Source organism: Sutcliffiella horikoshii (genome assembly GCF_020524325.1).
Taxonomy (GTDB): domain Bacteria; phylum Bacillota; class Bacilli; order Bacillales; family Bacillaceae_I; genus Sutcliffiella_A; species Sutcliffiella_A horikoshii_D.
Genome location: NZ_JAIVKY010000002.1, coordinates 557053 through 571789, shown reverse-complemented (window position 1 = coordinate 571789; position 14737 = coordinate 557053). Strand labels below are relative to the sequence as shown.

The window sequence follows — 14737 nt, the reverse complement described above, 5'->3', positions numbered from 1 at the left end:
ATAAAAGGAGTGTCTGACATGAGTTTATTAGAGGATTTACAGTTTAGAGGGTTAGTGAATCAAGTTACAGATGAAGAGGGATTGACAAAGCTTTTATCGGAGGAGAAGGTGAAGTTGTACTCTGGTTTTGATCCAACAGGGGACAGTTTGCATATCGGACATTTGCTGCCGATTCTTACATTGAGAAGATTCCAGCAGGCAGGTCACCATCCAATTGCGTTGGTAGGTGGAGCAACTGGATTAATCGGAGATCCAAGTGGTAAAAAAGCGGAACGTACTTTGAACACATCTGACATCGTTGTCGAGTGGTCCAACCGAATCAAAGGGCAACTATCTCAATTTTTGGATTTCACAGCTACAGAAAATCCAGCAGTGATTGCCAACAACCATGACTGGATCGGGGAAATGAACGTTATTTCTTTCCTTCGTGATGTTGGGAAGAACTTTGGTCTTAATTACATGCTTGCAAAAGATTCCGTTCAGTCTCGCATTGAATCTGGTATCTCTTACACGGAATTCAGTTACATGATTCTTCAATCTTTGGACTTCTTGCATTTATACAGAGGTCAAGGTTGTAAGCTTCAAATTGGTGGAAGTGATCAGTGGGGAAATATCACTGCAGGGATGGAGTTAATCCGTAAATCGGAAGAAAATGCTAAAGCATTTGGTCTGACGATTCCTCTTGTGACAAAAGCGGACGGCACGAAATTTGGTAAAACAGAAGGCGGTGCAATCTGGTTAGACCGCGAGAAGACGTCTCCATACGAGTTCTACCAATTCTGGATCAATACAGATGATCGTGACGTTGTGAAATACTTGAAGTTCTTTACTTTCTTATCACATGAAGAAATCTTGGAGCTTGAAAAAGAACTGCAAGAAGCACCGGAAAAACGTTCTGCACATAAACGTCTTGCAGAAGAAGTTACGAAGTTGGTACACGGTGAGGCTGCTTTAGAACAGGCAATCCGGATTTCTAAAGCATTGTTCAGCGGATCTATCTCTGAACTTTCTGCTGATGAAATTAAACAAGGTTTTGCGGATGTGCCTTCTTTTACAGTGGAAAATGATGAGCAGTTAGCATTAGTGGAACTGTTGGTTGCAAGTAAAATCGCACCTTCTAAGCGTCAAGCGCGTGAGGATATTACAAATGGTGCTATCTCCATTAATGGGGAGAAGGTTCAGGATCTTGCTTACGTGTTAGGTGAAAGCGACCGCATTGAAGGGCAATTTACTGTTGTAAGAAGAGGGAAGAAAAAATACTTCCTTATTAAATACTAATCTTTTTGGAGGGCTGTCCGATTGGACAGTCTTTTTTTGTGTGATAGGAAATTAGCTTTCTTGCTAAAGACTTCAATGAAGGTAGAAAAGATGGAGAGAAGTCTTCATAGAGGGTATGAAGACATCCGCGACGCGAAAAAGGGTTGGAGACGTCTTCATAGTAGTTATGAAGACCTCCGTGACGTGAAAATGGGTTGAGAGACGTCCTCATAGAGGGTATGAAGACTTCCGCGACGCGAAAAAAGGGTTGGAGACGTCTTCATAGTAGTTATGAAGACCTCCGTGACGTGAAAATGGGTTGAGAGACGTCCTCATAGAGGGTATGAAGACATCCGCGACGCGAAAAAAGGGTTGGAGACGTCTTCATAGTAGTTATGAAGACCTCCGTGACGTGAAAATGGGTTGAGAGACGTCCTCATAGAGCGTATGAAGACATCCGCGACGCGAAAAAGGGTTGGAGACGTCTTCATAGTAGTTATGAAGACCTCCGTGACGTGAAAATGGAGTGAGAGACGTCTTCATAGAGTGTATGAAGACATCCGCGGTGTGAAAATAAAGTAAGAGAAATCTTCATAGAGAAGATATCAGTAGTCGCTAACGTGAAAAAGCAACCATTTTTTCCACCCTCTAGCTTAATAGGTGGTAGACTTATTTGTATGTATATGAACTTTTAGGAGGGATGGGGAGTGTACCGAAAAGAGGTTTATGCGTTTGATCAAGACAAGCCGGTAAAAGCTGTGATCCGAAACTACCAGGAAAAGGACTTTGCGCAACTAATCCGCGTACAACAGGAATGTTTTCCGCCGCCGTTTCCGTCAGAGTTGTGGTGGAAGGAGGAACAGCTAAAAAATCATGTTGGTTTGTTTCCTGAAGGGGCGTTGTGTGTAGAAATTGCCGGGAAAATTGCTGGATCCATGACGGGCTTACGTGTGAATTATAATCCAGGTGATCATGACCATAGCTGGGAACAGATAACAGATAATGGCTACATCCGAAACCACGTGCCCGATGGCAATACATTGTATGTGGTGGACATCAGTGTCAGTCCAACCTACCGGAAGCTTGGGCTTGGAAAGTGGTTGATGCAATCTATGTATGAAGTTGTCATTCAACACGGAATGGACCGCTTATTAGGTGGGGGAAGAATGCCGCACTATCATAAGTATGAAAGTGAAATGTCAGCAGAAGGATATCTAAAAAAAGTGGTTAACGGTGACATTAAAGACCCCGTCATTTCTTTCCTTTTACACTGTGGTCGAACCCCTGTAAAAGTGGTCCATAACTACCTTGAAGACGAAGACTCACGCAACCATGCCACCTTGATGGAATGGAAAAATCCTTTTAAGCAATAAAAAAACAGGACGGAAAATTCCGTCCTGTTTTCTAGGTCATCACTATTAACGAGAGTAGAACTCAACGATTAGTGCTTCATTGATTTCAGCAGCTAATTCAGTGCGCTCAGGTAAACGAGTGAAAGTACCTTCTAAAGCGTCAGCAGTGAAAGTTAGGTATTCTGGTACGAAGTTGTTTACTTCTACAGATTCCTTAACAGAGCTTAGGTTGCGAGACTTTTCGCGAACTGCGATTACTTGACCAGGCTTAACGCGGAAAGATGGGATGTCTACGCGAGATCCATCAACCGTGATGTGACCGTGGTTAACTAATTGACGAGCTCCACGACGAGTGCGAGCAAGACCTAAACGGTAAACTAGGTTGTCTAAACGAGATTCTAAAAGAATCATGAAGTTTTCACCGTGTTTACCTTGCATTTTACCAGCAGCATCGAAAATGCTACGGAATTGACGCTCATTTACGCCGTACATGTGACGTAATTTTTGTTTTTCTTGTAATTGTAAGCCGTACTCAGAAAGCTTTTTACGTTGGTTTGGACCGTGTTGTCCTGGTGCGTAAGGACGCTTTTCTAATTCTTTACCTGTACCGCTTAATGAAATGCCTAGACGGCGAGAGAGTTTCCAACTTGGACCTGTATAACGAGCCATGAATGACTCCTCCTTCGTGTTATTATTTGTTGTAAAATAATAACAGATGTGACTCATCTACTTGACCATTTTGTTTTCATGTATCCTCGCTCTGCAGCAAAGAGTTACACGATACACCTCCGTAAAAAAGTTACGGGGAACAAAATGAATCAACATAGCATACCACATAGGCTGCAATATTTTACACAAAGGCTATTATATCGGAAAAATAGATAAGAAGTCAAGGATAGTTTAGAAAAGGTTGGGGACATGAAAAATGTGGACTATTAAATAGGATTAAATAGTAGATGTTTATGATATAATTTTTTCAGAATTATATCAAGGTGGAATGAAGATGTATAAAGAAACAGGCAAGGAAAAAATGATCCGATTTAGTATTATTTCAGCAATTGCTGCTGTAACGCTATATTTATTTGTAAGTCAATATACTCCAACCAACGAGCAAGCCGTTGTTCAACCAGAAAAGAATCAGTTGAAACAGATGGCTGTCGTTCTCCAAGAAATGAATCAACAACATCACTCTCCAGTGTTAGCCATGATAAAGGAACATGAAAATCAACCTTTGTTAATTATTTATAAGGTAGACGTGCAAAACAACTATCGCTTTGAAACTCAACACGCCGTAGATGTAGAAGGGGCGCCGACCGATATAAAACGTGATAATGTGTCGGATGGAGTTTGGTTGAAGACAGACGACAACTGGACTTATTACGATTCACAACTGCAGCAAGTACAAAGGGAAGAAAAAAATATCAGCAAGGAACAGCCAACATTTTCAGTAGATATAAATGAAGTGGATTCTAAACAGTATGAAATACAAATTCATAATGAAGATGGTACGGTACTAAAAAAGGAACTGGAGGAAGAACCATTATCTGTCGTTCGGCTATCTGAACAGAAGGATCTTTGGTTTGTTTTGTTTGAAAAAGACACGATTTTATTAGTTCCGTAAAATAATACTAGGAAATTGTTACCTGTTACCGTTATAATATAGGTAATAAGTAATATAAAAGGTGAAAAAAATGGAATCCAATAACAAAATGCTCGAAATTAAAAGCAGAATATTTGATTTTTTCCTTTCGTCTTCCAATCTTACACAAACTACCTTTCTCACTCAGTTGCAGCATTTATTGAAAGAAGAACTTCAAGCAGAGCAGGCAATTGTAACGTTGGAAGAGAACCTTCTTTCACAAAAGGAATCTCTTATTTGTGAACAGGCAGTTTCCTATACTATTTCTTCAAGCGAAGGTAGCAACATGGAAAATGTGGTCATTCCTCTTTTTGATGAGGAATATGCAATCGGCAAAATTGACCTGCATTTCCTTTCTCCTGTACCTCTTCCATTAGATAGCTTCAATCAAATGTCTAAAGAACTCTCAATTATATTTCAACATTATAATCAATACATACACAAAAGATATGAAGAAAAACAATATGAAGAACTGTATACCATCACTTCAAAATTTCACTCGGCCATGAAGGTGGACGCGATTTTATCTGAAGTGATAAAACTGTTACAAAGAATGTATGAGGACTTTTCTTATCTACTCTTGTTAACTTCAGATAATGATGATCTAAAGCATTTGCCTATAAAAAAATTAGATTTTGATGATAACAATATCTGTGCCATGAATGCCTATGTGACTGGCGAGGTTCAATATGAAAATTGCATTAAAGATAGAAGAGCAAATATCTATATTCCTATAAAAGGTGGACAAGGGGTATATGGTGTCATGCAAATTATTTCTTTAGATGCTGCCACACTTCCTGAATCAGAAATTAAGTTTATTAAACTACTTGCAGATGCCACCGGAGCGGCGCTAGAGAATACGCAACTTTATGAGCAGTCCAAGCAAGTAATAACAGACTTACAACTAATCAATGAAACATCCCATCAATTGAATACGAACTTAAGGCTGACCGAAGTGACCTCTTTTATGGTCAAAAAGATCCTTCAGTCGTTTGATGCAAAAGAAGTGGCATTCGTCTTTTATCAAGAAAAAGGCATGGAGATTTTGCCAGGTTCAACAGAATTCTTTCAGCAAAGCGATATGAAAGAGTATCTTACACATATGAAAGAGTTTTTATATTCTGACGGAGAGCCGCTCTTTATCGGAGATCTTCGAGTACATAAACGATTATCAGACCTTCCTTTCTGCTCTTGTATGGTGATTCCCATGCTTATTCCGAATGGGGGGAGAGGGGCTTGTGTAGTAACACATACCTTGCCGTATTTCTTCAGCTTTGAACAATTTAAGTTGTTGCAGTCGCTTATTCACCATTCAACTTTAGCTTTTAACAACTCCATGTTACGAGAAGAGTTGGAGAAATACGTGATAACAGATTATCTGACAAAACTTTATTCTCGAAAATATTTGGATGATAAAATTGAAAAATCGATGAAAAATGACTCCTACGGTACATTCATCCTTTTGGATATCGATGATTTTAAAATTGTGAATGATACATATGGTCATCAAATAGGCGATAAAATCCTCATTCAGGTCTCCAATATTATCAAAGCAAATATCAGAGAAACCGATATCGGAGCAAGATGGGGTGGAGAAGAGCTCGCCATATATTTACCTAAAGTAGATTTGAATTTAGGTGAGAGTATAGTCATAAGAATCATAGATAAGATCAGGGAAGAGACTGATCCGGGAGTAACGGTTTCGTGCGGTATTTCCTTTTGGAATAAGAATACACAGGATTCGCCAAGGGATCTCTTTCACAGAGCAGACTATGCCCTTTATAAAGCGAAGGACCAAGGGAAAGACCAATTATGTATTGAAGATGCTTCTGAAACAAGTAAAAAAGTCAAAAGCTAATAATTGAAATTAAATGTGCGTTAACAATGCCCTTCACCTGTCACAGATGAAGGGTTTTTTATTAAAGATAAGAAAGTAAAAAATCCTGTTGAGTTCCGTTTCAGGCGCTTCGCTTGCCTGCGGGCGGTCCGTGAGCCTCCTCACAACGCTTCAGGGGTCTCACCTGTCCCTTCCTCCCGCGGGCGTCTGCGCGCCTTCCACTCCAATCAACAAGATGACTTCATTCACCTTAAGGATTTTTGAAGTGGTATGGTATATACCTGAGTTATCTTTAAAAGCAATAACGTTTCGTTCTAGTAATCTAGAGCTGTTGATTGGAGCAAAAGGCGAAGACTCCTGAGGGAGATAGTGCTAGGTGGAGACCCCGAAGGCAAAAGCCGAGGAGGCTCCAGCAGCGCCCCTAGGAAAGCGAAGCCATTTGCGGAAATCAACAGCGGAACATAACCCAGTAACTAAAAAGGGCTTAGCGTTGCACGTTTTTTTATTTTATGACTAATTTTATTCACTGTTAAAGAAAACGCTTTCATTTTTCAGTTGTTTGCCATATGCTAGTAATGGATGGGAAATTGGAAGGGAGCATTTTTTATGGATAAGCAGAAAAAACAGCAGTTTGAGACGGAAGTTATTCATCATGGATATGATAGTTCCATTTATCAGGGAAGCTTGGCACCGCCAATCTTTCAAACTTCTACTTTTTCCTTTCAAACGGCACAACAAGGGGAAAACAGGTTTGCAGGGGAAGAAGAAGGCTACATTTATTCGAGACTTGGAAACCCGACGGTGAAAATGCTGGAAGAGAGGATAGCAGCTCTTGAAAACGGAGAGGCTGGTCTTGCATTCGGATCAGGAATGGCAGCAGTGTCCGCTGTTTTGATTGCATTAACAAAAAGCAACGACCACATCCTATGTTCACAAGGAATCTACGGGTGTACTTTTGGCTTACTACAATTATTGAAAGATAAATATAATGTGTCACACAGCTTTTGTACGATGCAGACAGAATCGGAAATTAGAGAAGCCATCCAACCGGAGACGACTTGCATCTATGTGGAAACACCGATTAATCCAACCATGGCACTGATAGATTTGGAACTTATTGTTTCTATAGCTAAAGAGAAAAATATTAAGGTAGTCGTAGATAACACATTCTGCTCTCCTTACTTGCAGAAACCACTAGATCTTGGTTGTGATATTGTCATCCACAGTGCGACTAAATACATCGGCGGTCATGGAGATGTAATTGCTGGCCTGATTGTAGGTTCTAAAGAGATGATTTCAGAGATTTCCATGACGACCTTAAAAGATATTGGTGGCGTCATGTCTCCATTTGATGCGTGGCTGCTGATTCGCGGTCTGAAAACGTTGCATGTCCGCTTGGACCGCCATTGTGATAATGCCGAATATGTATTTGAACAATTAGAGGCACACCCAATGGTCAAGAAGGTTTTTTATCCAGGTGATAAGAAGAGTGAAGCATACTCTATCATGCAAAAACAGATGAAAAAGGGCGGGGGGCTTATTTCTTTTACCATTAAAGGTGGAAAAGAAGAAGCGCAAAGGCTATTAAATGAATTGCAACTGATAAAAATTGCAGTAAGTTTAGGGGATGCGGAAACATTAATACAACATCCTGCTACCATGACGCATGCGGTTGTACCAAAAGAAAACCGAGAACTGATGGGGATAACAGACAGTCTACTTCGCCTCTCCGTCGGCCTAGAAGGCAAAGAAGACATCTGGCAAGACCTCAAACAAGCATTAGATAGATTATAAGAAACATAGAAAAAAACGTCTAACCCGAGTATTTGGGTTAGACGCTTTTTTAAAGAATAAGAAAGCATATAAGTTTGTTGATTTCCGTTCCAGGAGCTTCGCTTGCCTGCGGGCGGTCCGTGAGCCTCCTCAGGCTTCGCCTTCCGGGGTCTCACCTGTCCCTTCCTCCCGCGGGCGTCTGCGCGCCTTCCACTCCAATCAACAAGGTGACTTCATGTATTGAAGGGTTTTTGAAAAGGTATTACATAAGTATACGTTATTTTCAGCTGTGGATTGGAGCAAATGGCGTAGACTCCAGCGGGGGAGTAACGGTAGCTTGAGACCCCGCAACGAAGTGAGGAGGCTCAAGCACCGTCCCGCGGAAAGCGAAGCCATTTGCGGAAAGGAACAGCGGCTATTAACTATTCACTTATGTTCTTTTACTGGATTTTTCTCATGCACCAGCAAGCAAAATAGAAACAAACTTCTCTAAATATACTTTATCCAGCTCATCAAAACGATCTTTAATTGGGCTGTCAATATCAAGAACCCCGATAACCTTCCCATCAACTACCATAGGAACAACAATCTCTGACTGTGACGCTGCATCACAAGCGATATGACCCGGGAAAGCATGCACATCAGCTACAAGTTGTGTTTCCATGGAAGATGCAGCCGTTCCGCAGACACCACGCCCGAATGGAATTCTTACACATGCAGGTAAGCCTTGAAATGGTCCCAAAACTAACATGTTTGGTTTCGTTTCATCTGTTAAGTAGAACCCCACCCAATTCACTTCTGTTAAAAAGACATTTAACAAAGCGGACGCATTGGAAAGATTAGCAATGAAATTAGGCTCATCGGCAATGAGAGCTTGCAATTGTTTTAGTACAAGTTCGTAATTTTCTTCCCTCGTACCTTTATAGTTTTCGACTTGAAACATCATAATCCCCTCGCATTTTCGTGACTAATTGTGGAAAAACAACAACAAAAGTAGAATACCTAATGAAGTTGTCGACATTTAATAAAAGGATATACGTTCATCTTCACGAAATCAATAATTAAGAATCGAAATCACCAGAAAGGGTGAAAAAGATGGAAAAGACAAAGCAAAGAATCATTGATGCTGCAATCATTCTTTTTAATACAAAAGGGTATGATGGAACCTCTATACGGGAACTTGCCAAGAAGGCAAATGTGAACGTGGGGCACATCTCCTATTATTTTGATAATAAAGCAGGTCTGCAAGAACATCTTCTATCCAGTTTTTTTGATCAATACGTGTCTATATTAGAAAAAGTCTACAAAAAAATGTCCACTTACACTGCAAGGGAATGCCTGTTGGAATGTGTGGAAAAGTCCATGCAGTTTCATCGTGAGAATCGTCAATTGGCAAGATACGTCTATAGGGAGCTTACGTTTGACACTATTCTTGTCAGGGAAATCATGTCTACGTATTTAACGAAGGAGAAGTATTACTATAAAGCGATATTGGAGAAGGGGCATAAAAAGAAGGAGTTTCATGTTCCTTCTGTACTGATGGCTGTGATGCAATTAAAGAGCATGATTAGTACGCCTTTTTTACAGTCGCAGTATTTGGCGGAGGTTTGGCATATTATGCCGTATGAGACGTCTGCGGTGGATCAGTATGAGAAGGTGATTGTTCAGTGGTTGGAGCAGTCTGTTTTTGTGGAGCAGGAGGAGCTGGAGAAAATTGCATTATAAATCTCGTTTGACTGTTGATTTTCGTTGCAGGCGCTTCGCTTTCCGCGGGCGGTCCGGGAGCCTCCTCACAACGCTTCAGGGGTCTCCCCTGTCCCTTCCTCGCGCAGGACAAGGAAGGCTTCGGCAGCGATACATCGCACGAAGAAAATGCGCTAGCATTTTCGAGAAGTCTGCGCGCCTTCCGCTCAGATCAACATGGTTACCTACTAATTCATTTTAGTAATTCTTTATTAATCCATTTATAGCCTTGGCCCAATCCCTTTGCTGTGTGTGCGTCGGATCCGTACACGAGGGGGATTTTTCTTTTTTTTGCTTCCTTTGCAATGGATAGTGGGGGATAGGAATCTCCACACAAAGGTTTAACAAATCCTGCACCGTTGTAGTCCAGTTCGTACCCTTTTAAAGCGATGGCATCTAAGATAAGGTCGGTATATTCCTGGATGGGTCTAGTGTGTGGAAAGCGCTTTTTGAATTTTTCAACCAGCGTGATATGGCCGATTCTTTTCGGTTTATATGTGCCTAAGTCACAGTTAATCGATGTTAAGAGAGTAGAGAAATACGATTCATAAACAGCTGGAAGGCCACCGAAAACCCCGATGATTCTCTCAAACTCCTCTTCACTGAAATCCAAGCAATAATACTTCTCGTCTTTTTTCAGAAAGTGAACAGACAATATGCTGTCATCCAAAAGCGGTCCCAGTTCTCCTAAAATTTCACGTGTTTCTTTTTCATACCCATCAATATAGTCAATTTCCAGTCCGATGTTGATTTTTATGGCAGATGCGTAATAGGATTTCATTTTCTTCAATTCTTCCATATAGGCAGGAATGCATACCCAATCCATCGCACTATCCCGGTCAGGGGCTGGGTCGATAAAAGACTTCGGTAGTGGGGCATGTTCTGTAAAGGAAATTTCTTTGTATTTTAGTTGTAAAGCTTGTTTAATATACTTTTCAATTGTATCTGTGCTACCATGCGGACAATAAGGGGTATGGACATGTTTGTCGATAATCAAGAAAAACCCTCCGATACTAGAAGAAATATGTAAAAAAATTAAAAATATTGGTCAAAAAATGTCGTTTACATGGTATCATAAAAACATTGAAATATAAATAAAATGGGCGTGGAATATATATGGACCCATTTAGCTTTTTTATACATAGATGAATCATTGATTAAGATGAAAAATGTACATAGAAGACAGGAACCACCATCCGGGTAGAAGGGGACTAGGTATGGAATATATTATTGGGATTTTAGCACTAGTAGTTATTTTTATCAGTATTAGTTTTATAAGAAGAAAGAAAATTTATCAAGAAGTGGACCGCTTAGAAAATTGGAAAGTGTCGATTATGAACAAACCGGTATCAGAAGAACTTTCCAAAGTGAAAGATTTGAACATGACTGGTCAGACAGAGCAACTTTTTGAGAACTGGCGTTATCAATGGGACAATATTTTATCGACAGAACTAGTAAATATCGAAGAATACCTCTTTGATGCAGAGGATTTCGTTGATAAATATCGTTTTAAAAAAGCAAAAGATGTCTTGTCGTTAGCTGACAGTAAACTTCAGGATATTGAATTGAAAATAAAGGCTATTTACGACGAGTTAGATGAGCTGATCGTTAGCCAAGCAAAAAGTGCTGAGGAAAATGAAAAATTGGAAGGGAAATTTTCTGATTTTAAAAAGCAGTTGCTGAACCAGCGCCATCAGTATGGAAGCACAACCCCTCTATTGGAGAAAGAACTAGAACAGATTCAACAGCTTTTCGCAGAATTTAATCAATCTATATCCAATGGAGATTATCTAGTTGCCAGAGAGTTGATTGCGAAAATTGAAAAGGAATTAGCAGATTTTGAAATTAAACTAGAATATATTCCAGGACTTCTTATTGAATGTCAGTCTGTCATTCCTAGTCAACTTGCCGAGGTGGAAACGGGCTATAAAGAGATGCTGGAAGAAGGATACATCCTGGATCATGTAAACCTCGATAAAAGCATTGCTAGCCTTCAAGATAAACTGAAGCAGTCTACGAAGTTGCTCATGGAAACGAAAGCTGTAGAGGCAAAAGAAGGAATTGAGCTTATTAAAACTGAAATGGATGAGCTATATGATCAGATTGAAAAAGAAGTCTTGGCAAAACATTATGTCGTAAAAGAACTTCCTTCTGTTGAAGCGATCCTCATTGCTTTATCTTCTGCTAGTGAGAAGACCAAGCAAGAAACCTATGTGGTGCAGGAAAGCTACCAGCTTCAACAGGAAGATATTCAAACGCAGCAGAAAATTGAAGAATCTATGCTCGCACTCAATGACCGTTATGAGAAACTCAGTGGTCACCTTCTTGATCAGACCATTGCCTTCAGTATATTGAAAGAGGAGCTGGAGGATATCTGTGAACAAATCAACTCTCTTCAGGAAATCCATCAACAATATACAGAAAGCTTGATGGCGTTGCGTAAAGACGAAATGGCTGCAAGAGAGCAGTTGAATTCTTTAAGAAAAATGTTATTTGAAGTGAAGCGTTCTATAGAAAAAAGTAATATACCTGGGTTGCCAAAAAGCGTATATCAGGAGCTATCTTTGGCGAATGATCAGCTGAAAGCTGTAACAGGGAAATTGGAAGAAAAACCATTAAATATCGTGGAAGTAAATACGGTACTGTACGAAGCTGTGACAAGTGTTGAAAAATGCCATGAAGAAGCATTGGAAATCCTTGATCATGCCTACTTGGCTGAAAGTGTCATACAGTACGGAAACAGATATCGAAGCAAACACCCTTCGATTCATGAAAGCTTAGTAGAGGCAGAGCAGTTATTTAGAAATTATGAATATAAGCATGCACTAGAAGAAGCGGCTACTTCGCTAGAAAAGGTAGAACCAGGTGTTTTAAAGAAAATAGAAAAAGTACTTGAAAAGGAAAGTTAACAAATGAAGTATGCGCAAAGTATCCTTGTAGCTATCCTGCTCATAAGCGGGACCTTTATATGGTACAGTTTTTACGCATCCTTTCAGGAAAAAAAAGAAGAGACTGCACAACCTGAAGTCTCTTCCCCTACTCAGGAAGAAGAAACAGTCGCTCTTCCATCTGTAGATCAAGATAAGGCAGAGAAAGTTACGATCTCACACATTCAACAAGACGGGCTCACTCAACAAATGCTCAAAGAGTGGAACATACAGGATGAACGTATCGGCATCGACCAACTGCTTTCCCTATTAGAAAAAAATAAACCATAAGAAAAACCGGGCAAAAACCGCCCGGTCTTTTTTTTGCTTAAAACACTTGTTAGTGGTTAATAGCCGCTGTAACTTTCCGCAAATGGCTGCGCTTTCCGCGGGGCGACCTTGAGCCTCCTCACTTCGTTGCGGGGTCTCAATAATTTCGCTACTTCCCCTGCTGGAGGAAGGGACAGGTCAGACCCCGGAAGGCGAAGCCTGAGGTGGCTCACGGCCCCCCGCAGGCAAGCGAAGCGCTTGGAACGGAAATCAACTGTATTTTATACTTTCTTATCTAAAAACAAAAGGCTTGGATAGTCATATCCAAGCCTTTTGTTTATATAGATATTAAGCAATACTTTCATTAGATTGCTTGGCTGTTATTGCCCCAACGACCAGTCCGACAATTACTCCGATCACTGCGGGTACCAACCAACCTACTCCTTCATTATAAAAAGGAAGTATGCTGAAAACATCCTGTAAAAATGTGATATTAATCCCTGCCATAGCCAATCCATCCACGAAACTTACCATACCTGTGAATAGTAAGGCAAACCCATACACGAATGACTCATTTCTCCAACGATAGAACGAAAGAACAATCAGTACAATGGCTAATGGATAAATCATAATCAACACAGGCAACGAAATCGTAATCAATTGATCAAGGCCTACATTTGACACTACTAAACTAAAGATAGATAAGATTGCAACAAATACTTTATAAGAAACAGATGGCATAATTTTAGAAAAGAATTTACTTGTCGCAGAAACAAGTCCTACAGATGTCGTTAAGCAAGCAAACGTAATGGCAAGTCCTAAAATTACTGCTCCAATTGATCCAAACAGATAAGTAGCTGCGCCAGATAATATCTGCCCGCCATTACCTGCAGCTCCGACTGCATCAAGACTAGTTGCTCCTAGATAGGATAAACCACCGTAAACAATGGTAAGACCTATCGCAGCAATAAATCCTGCTTTTAAACAAAGAGAAGTAATCGTCTTTTTATCCGTTACACCTTTATCCTTAATTGCAGAAATTACAACAATTCCGAAAACTAAAGCTGCGATGGTATCCATTGTTAGATAGCCTTCAAGGAAGCCCTTGAAGAAAGGTGAATTTTGGTAGGCCTCTGTTGGAGCACCAATAGCACCCATCGGGGTTATGATACTTTTTACAACAAGGACACCAATAACAACCAACAAGATCGGTGTTAATATTTTCCCAATTCGATCCACAAGTTTTGCTGGATTTAATGCAAGATAATACGTAATAGCAAAGAATACTAACGTAAACAGAAAGAGTGCCCAACCTTGTGGGTTAACCGATTCAGGCAAGAAAGGTGTTGCACCTATTTCAAAGGCAACAGTACCTGTACGCGGGATACCAAAGAATGGCCCAATCGCTAAATACATAATAATAGTAAAAATAATTCCGAAAATTGGGTGTACACGATTAGCAAGAGTTTGAAGGTCGCCTCCTGTGTAAGCAATAGCCATTACTCCAAGTAGTGGCAGGCCAACTCCTGTAATCAAGAAACCTATTACAGATAGTCCAACGTTATCTCCAGCTGCTTGCCCAAGTAATGGAGGGAATATCATATTCCCGGCACCTAAAAACAAGGCAAAAAGCATAAGTCCTAATACCAATATGTCCTTATTTGTATATACGTTTTTACGCATAATAATCCTCCTGATGAGAAAATGAAATGAATACGTTTTCATCCTATCATAATTTTGATGAAATTTGTCGAATAACATAAAAGTTCAACAATTCAATATATTAGAAAAACAATTAATAGTTTAACATGTCTATACATGTTTAGAAAGGGAAAAGGTAATATTTCTAATAAATACCTGCTTCCTTTATATAAGTAGGAAGGCATTTCTTTTACACGGATATAAAATGTGCTAACATTAATATTCGCTTAGAAGAAAA

General features: G+C 40.0%; 13 protein-coding genes. 9 read left to right on the top strand and 4 right to left on the bottom strand.

The window, feature by feature from the left end; all coding sequences use genetic code 11:
- The first annotated feature begins 18 nt into the window (after window positions 1–18).
- The 3 genes from tyrS to LC091_RS04040 all read left to right on the top strand — a co-directional run bounded on the left by tyrS (window position 19) and on the right by LC091_RS04040 (window position 2630).
- The gene (gene tyrS / locus LC091_RS04045) at window positions 19–1278 is read left to right on the top strand and encodes a tyrosine--tRNA ligase (RefSeq protein ID WP_226680436.1); all 1260 of its coding nucleotides are present in this window, start codon (window positions 19–21) and stop codon (window positions 1276–1278) included.
- 75 nt (window positions 1279–1353) lie between these two features.
- Entirely contained in the window at window positions 1354–1476 is a 123-nt protein-coding gene (locus LC091_RS20325; RefSeq protein ID WP_264179209.1) for a hypothetical protein, read from the top strand.
- A 488-nt stretch (window positions 1477–1964) separates the two neighbouring features.
- The gene (locus LC091_RS04040; RefSeq protein WP_226680433.1) at window positions 1965–2630 is read left to right on the top strand and encodes a GNAT family N-acetyltransferase; all 666 of its coding nucleotides are present in this window, start codon (window positions 1965–1967) and stop codon (window positions 2628–2630) included.
- A 45-nt stretch (window positions 2631–2675) separates the two neighbouring features.
- On the opposite strand, the gene rpsD is transcribed toward LC091_RS04040, so the two are convergent.
- Window positions 2676–3278 (bottom strand): 30S ribosomal protein S4, encoded by a 603-nt coding sequence (gene rpsD / locus LC091_RS04035; RefSeq protein ID WP_226680430.1) that lies wholly within the window; start codon window positions 3276–3278, stop codon window positions 2676–2678.
- 334 nt (window positions 3279–3612) lie between these two features.
- On the opposite strand from rpsD, the gene LC091_RS04030 reads away from it, so the two are divergent.
- From LC091_RS04030 to megL, 3 genes are all read left to right on the top strand, one after another.
- On the top strand, window positions 3613–4230 hold the full coding sequence (locus LC091_RS04030; RefSeq protein ID WP_226680428.1) for a hypothetical protein: 618 nt from the start codon (window positions 3613–3615) through the stop codon (window positions 4228–4230).
- 88 nt (window positions 4231–4318) lie between these two features.
- Window positions 4319–6106, top strand: coding sequence for a sensor domain-containing diguanylate cyclase (locus LC091_RS04025; RefSeq protein ID WP_226680426.1), 1788 nt, complete (start codon window positions 4319–4321; stop codon window positions 6104–6106).
- Between the two features lie 585 nt (window positions 6107–6691).
- Window positions 6692–7879 (top strand): methionine gamma-lyase, encoded by a 1188-nt coding sequence (megL, locus tag LC091_RS04020; RefSeq protein WP_226680425.1) that lies wholly within the window; start codon window positions 6692–6694, stop codon window positions 7877–7879.
- Between the two features lie 433 nt (window positions 7880–8312).
- Here the strand turns inward: megL and LC091_RS04015 are convergent, their stop codons facing one another.
- A complete protein-coding gene (locus LC091_RS04015; RefSeq protein ID WP_226680516.1) occupies window positions 8313–8801 on the bottom strand; it encodes a GAF domain-containing protein in 489 nt (162 codons plus the stop codon).
- A 152-nt stretch (window positions 8802–8953) separates the two neighbouring features.
- On the opposite strand from LC091_RS04015, the gene refZ reads away from it, so the two are divergent.
- Entirely contained in the window at window positions 8954–9583 is a 630-nt protein-coding gene (refZ, locus tag LC091_RS04010) for a forespore capture DNA-binding protein RefZ (RefSeq protein ID WP_226680423.1), read from the top strand.
- A 211-nt stretch (window positions 9584–9794) separates the two neighbouring features.
- Here the strand turns inward: refZ and hisJ are convergent, their stop codons facing one another.
- Window positions 9795–10598, bottom strand: coding sequence for a histidinol-phosphatase HisJ (hisJ, locus tag LC091_RS04005; RefSeq protein WP_226680420.1), 804 nt, complete (start codon window positions 10596–10598; stop codon window positions 9795–9797).
- Window positions 10599–10818: 220 nt separating this feature from the next.
- On the opposite strand from hisJ, the gene ezrA reads away from it, so the two are divergent.
- Together ezrA and LC091_RS03995 are read left to right on the top strand one after the other, a co-directional pair.
- Window positions 10819–12510: a septation ring formation regulator EzrA gene (ezrA, locus tag LC091_RS04000; protein WP_226680418.1), complete on the top strand. Its 1692-nt coding sequence runs from the start codon at window positions 10819–10821 to the stop codon at window positions 12508–12510.
- Window positions 12511–12513: 3 nt separating this feature from the next.
- Window positions 12514–12819, top strand: coding sequence for a hypothetical protein (locus tag LC091_RS03995; RefSeq protein WP_226680415.1), 306 nt, complete (start codon window positions 12514–12516; stop codon window positions 12817–12819).
- Window positions 12820–13146: 327 nt separating this feature from the next.
- Here LC091_RS03995 and brnQ read toward each other — a convergent pair whose 3' ends face one another.
- A complete protein-coding gene (gene brnQ / locus LC091_RS03990; protein WP_226680412.1) occupies window positions 13147–14481 on the bottom strand; it encodes a branched-chain amino acid transport system II carrier protein in 1335 nt (444 codons plus the stop codon).
- Between the last annotated feature and the right edge of the window lie 256 nt (window positions 14482–14737).

Coding starts and splice junctions, on each gene's coding strand:
- brnQ (WP_226680412.1), bottom strand. CDS start 14,481: ATGCGTAAAAACGTATATACAAATAAGGACATATTGGTATTAGGACTT.
- LC091_RS04015 (WP_226680516.1), bottom strand. CDS start 8,801: ATGTTTCAAGTCGAAAACTATAAAGGTACGAGGGAAGAAAATTACGAA.
- LC091_RS03995 (WP_226680415.1), top strand. CDS start 12,514: ATGAAGTATGCGCAAAGTATCCTTGTAGCTATCCTGCTCATAAGCGGG.
- ezrA (WP_226680418.1), top strand. CDS start 10,819: ATGGAATATATTATTGGGATTTTAGCACTAGTAGTTATTTTTATCAGT.
- LC091_RS04030 (WP_226680428.1), top strand. CDS start 3,613: ATGTATAAAGAAACAGGCAAGGAAAAAATGATCCGATTTAGTATTATT.
- refZ (WP_226680423.1), top strand. CDS start 8,954: ATGGAAAAGACAAAGCAAAGAATCATTGATGCTGCAATCATTCTTTTT.
- tyrS (WP_226680436.1), top strand. CDS start 19: ATGAGTTTATTAGAGGATTTACAGTTTAGAGGGTTAGTGAATCAAGTT.
- rpsD (WP_226680430.1), bottom strand. CDS start 3,278: ATGGCTCGTTATACAGGTCCAAGTTGGAAACTCTCTCGCCGTCTAGGC.
- LC091_RS20325 (WP_264179209.1), top strand. CDS start 1,354: ATGAAGGTAGAAAAGATGGAGAGAAGTCTTCATAGAGGGTATGAAGAC.
- megL (WP_226680425.1), top strand. CDS start 6,692: ATGGATAAGCAGAAAAAACAGCAGTTTGAGACGGAAGTTATTCATCAT.
- LC091_RS04025 (WP_226680426.1), top strand. CDS start 4,319: ATGCTCGAAATTAAAAGCAGAATATTTGATTTTTTCCTTTCGTCTTCC.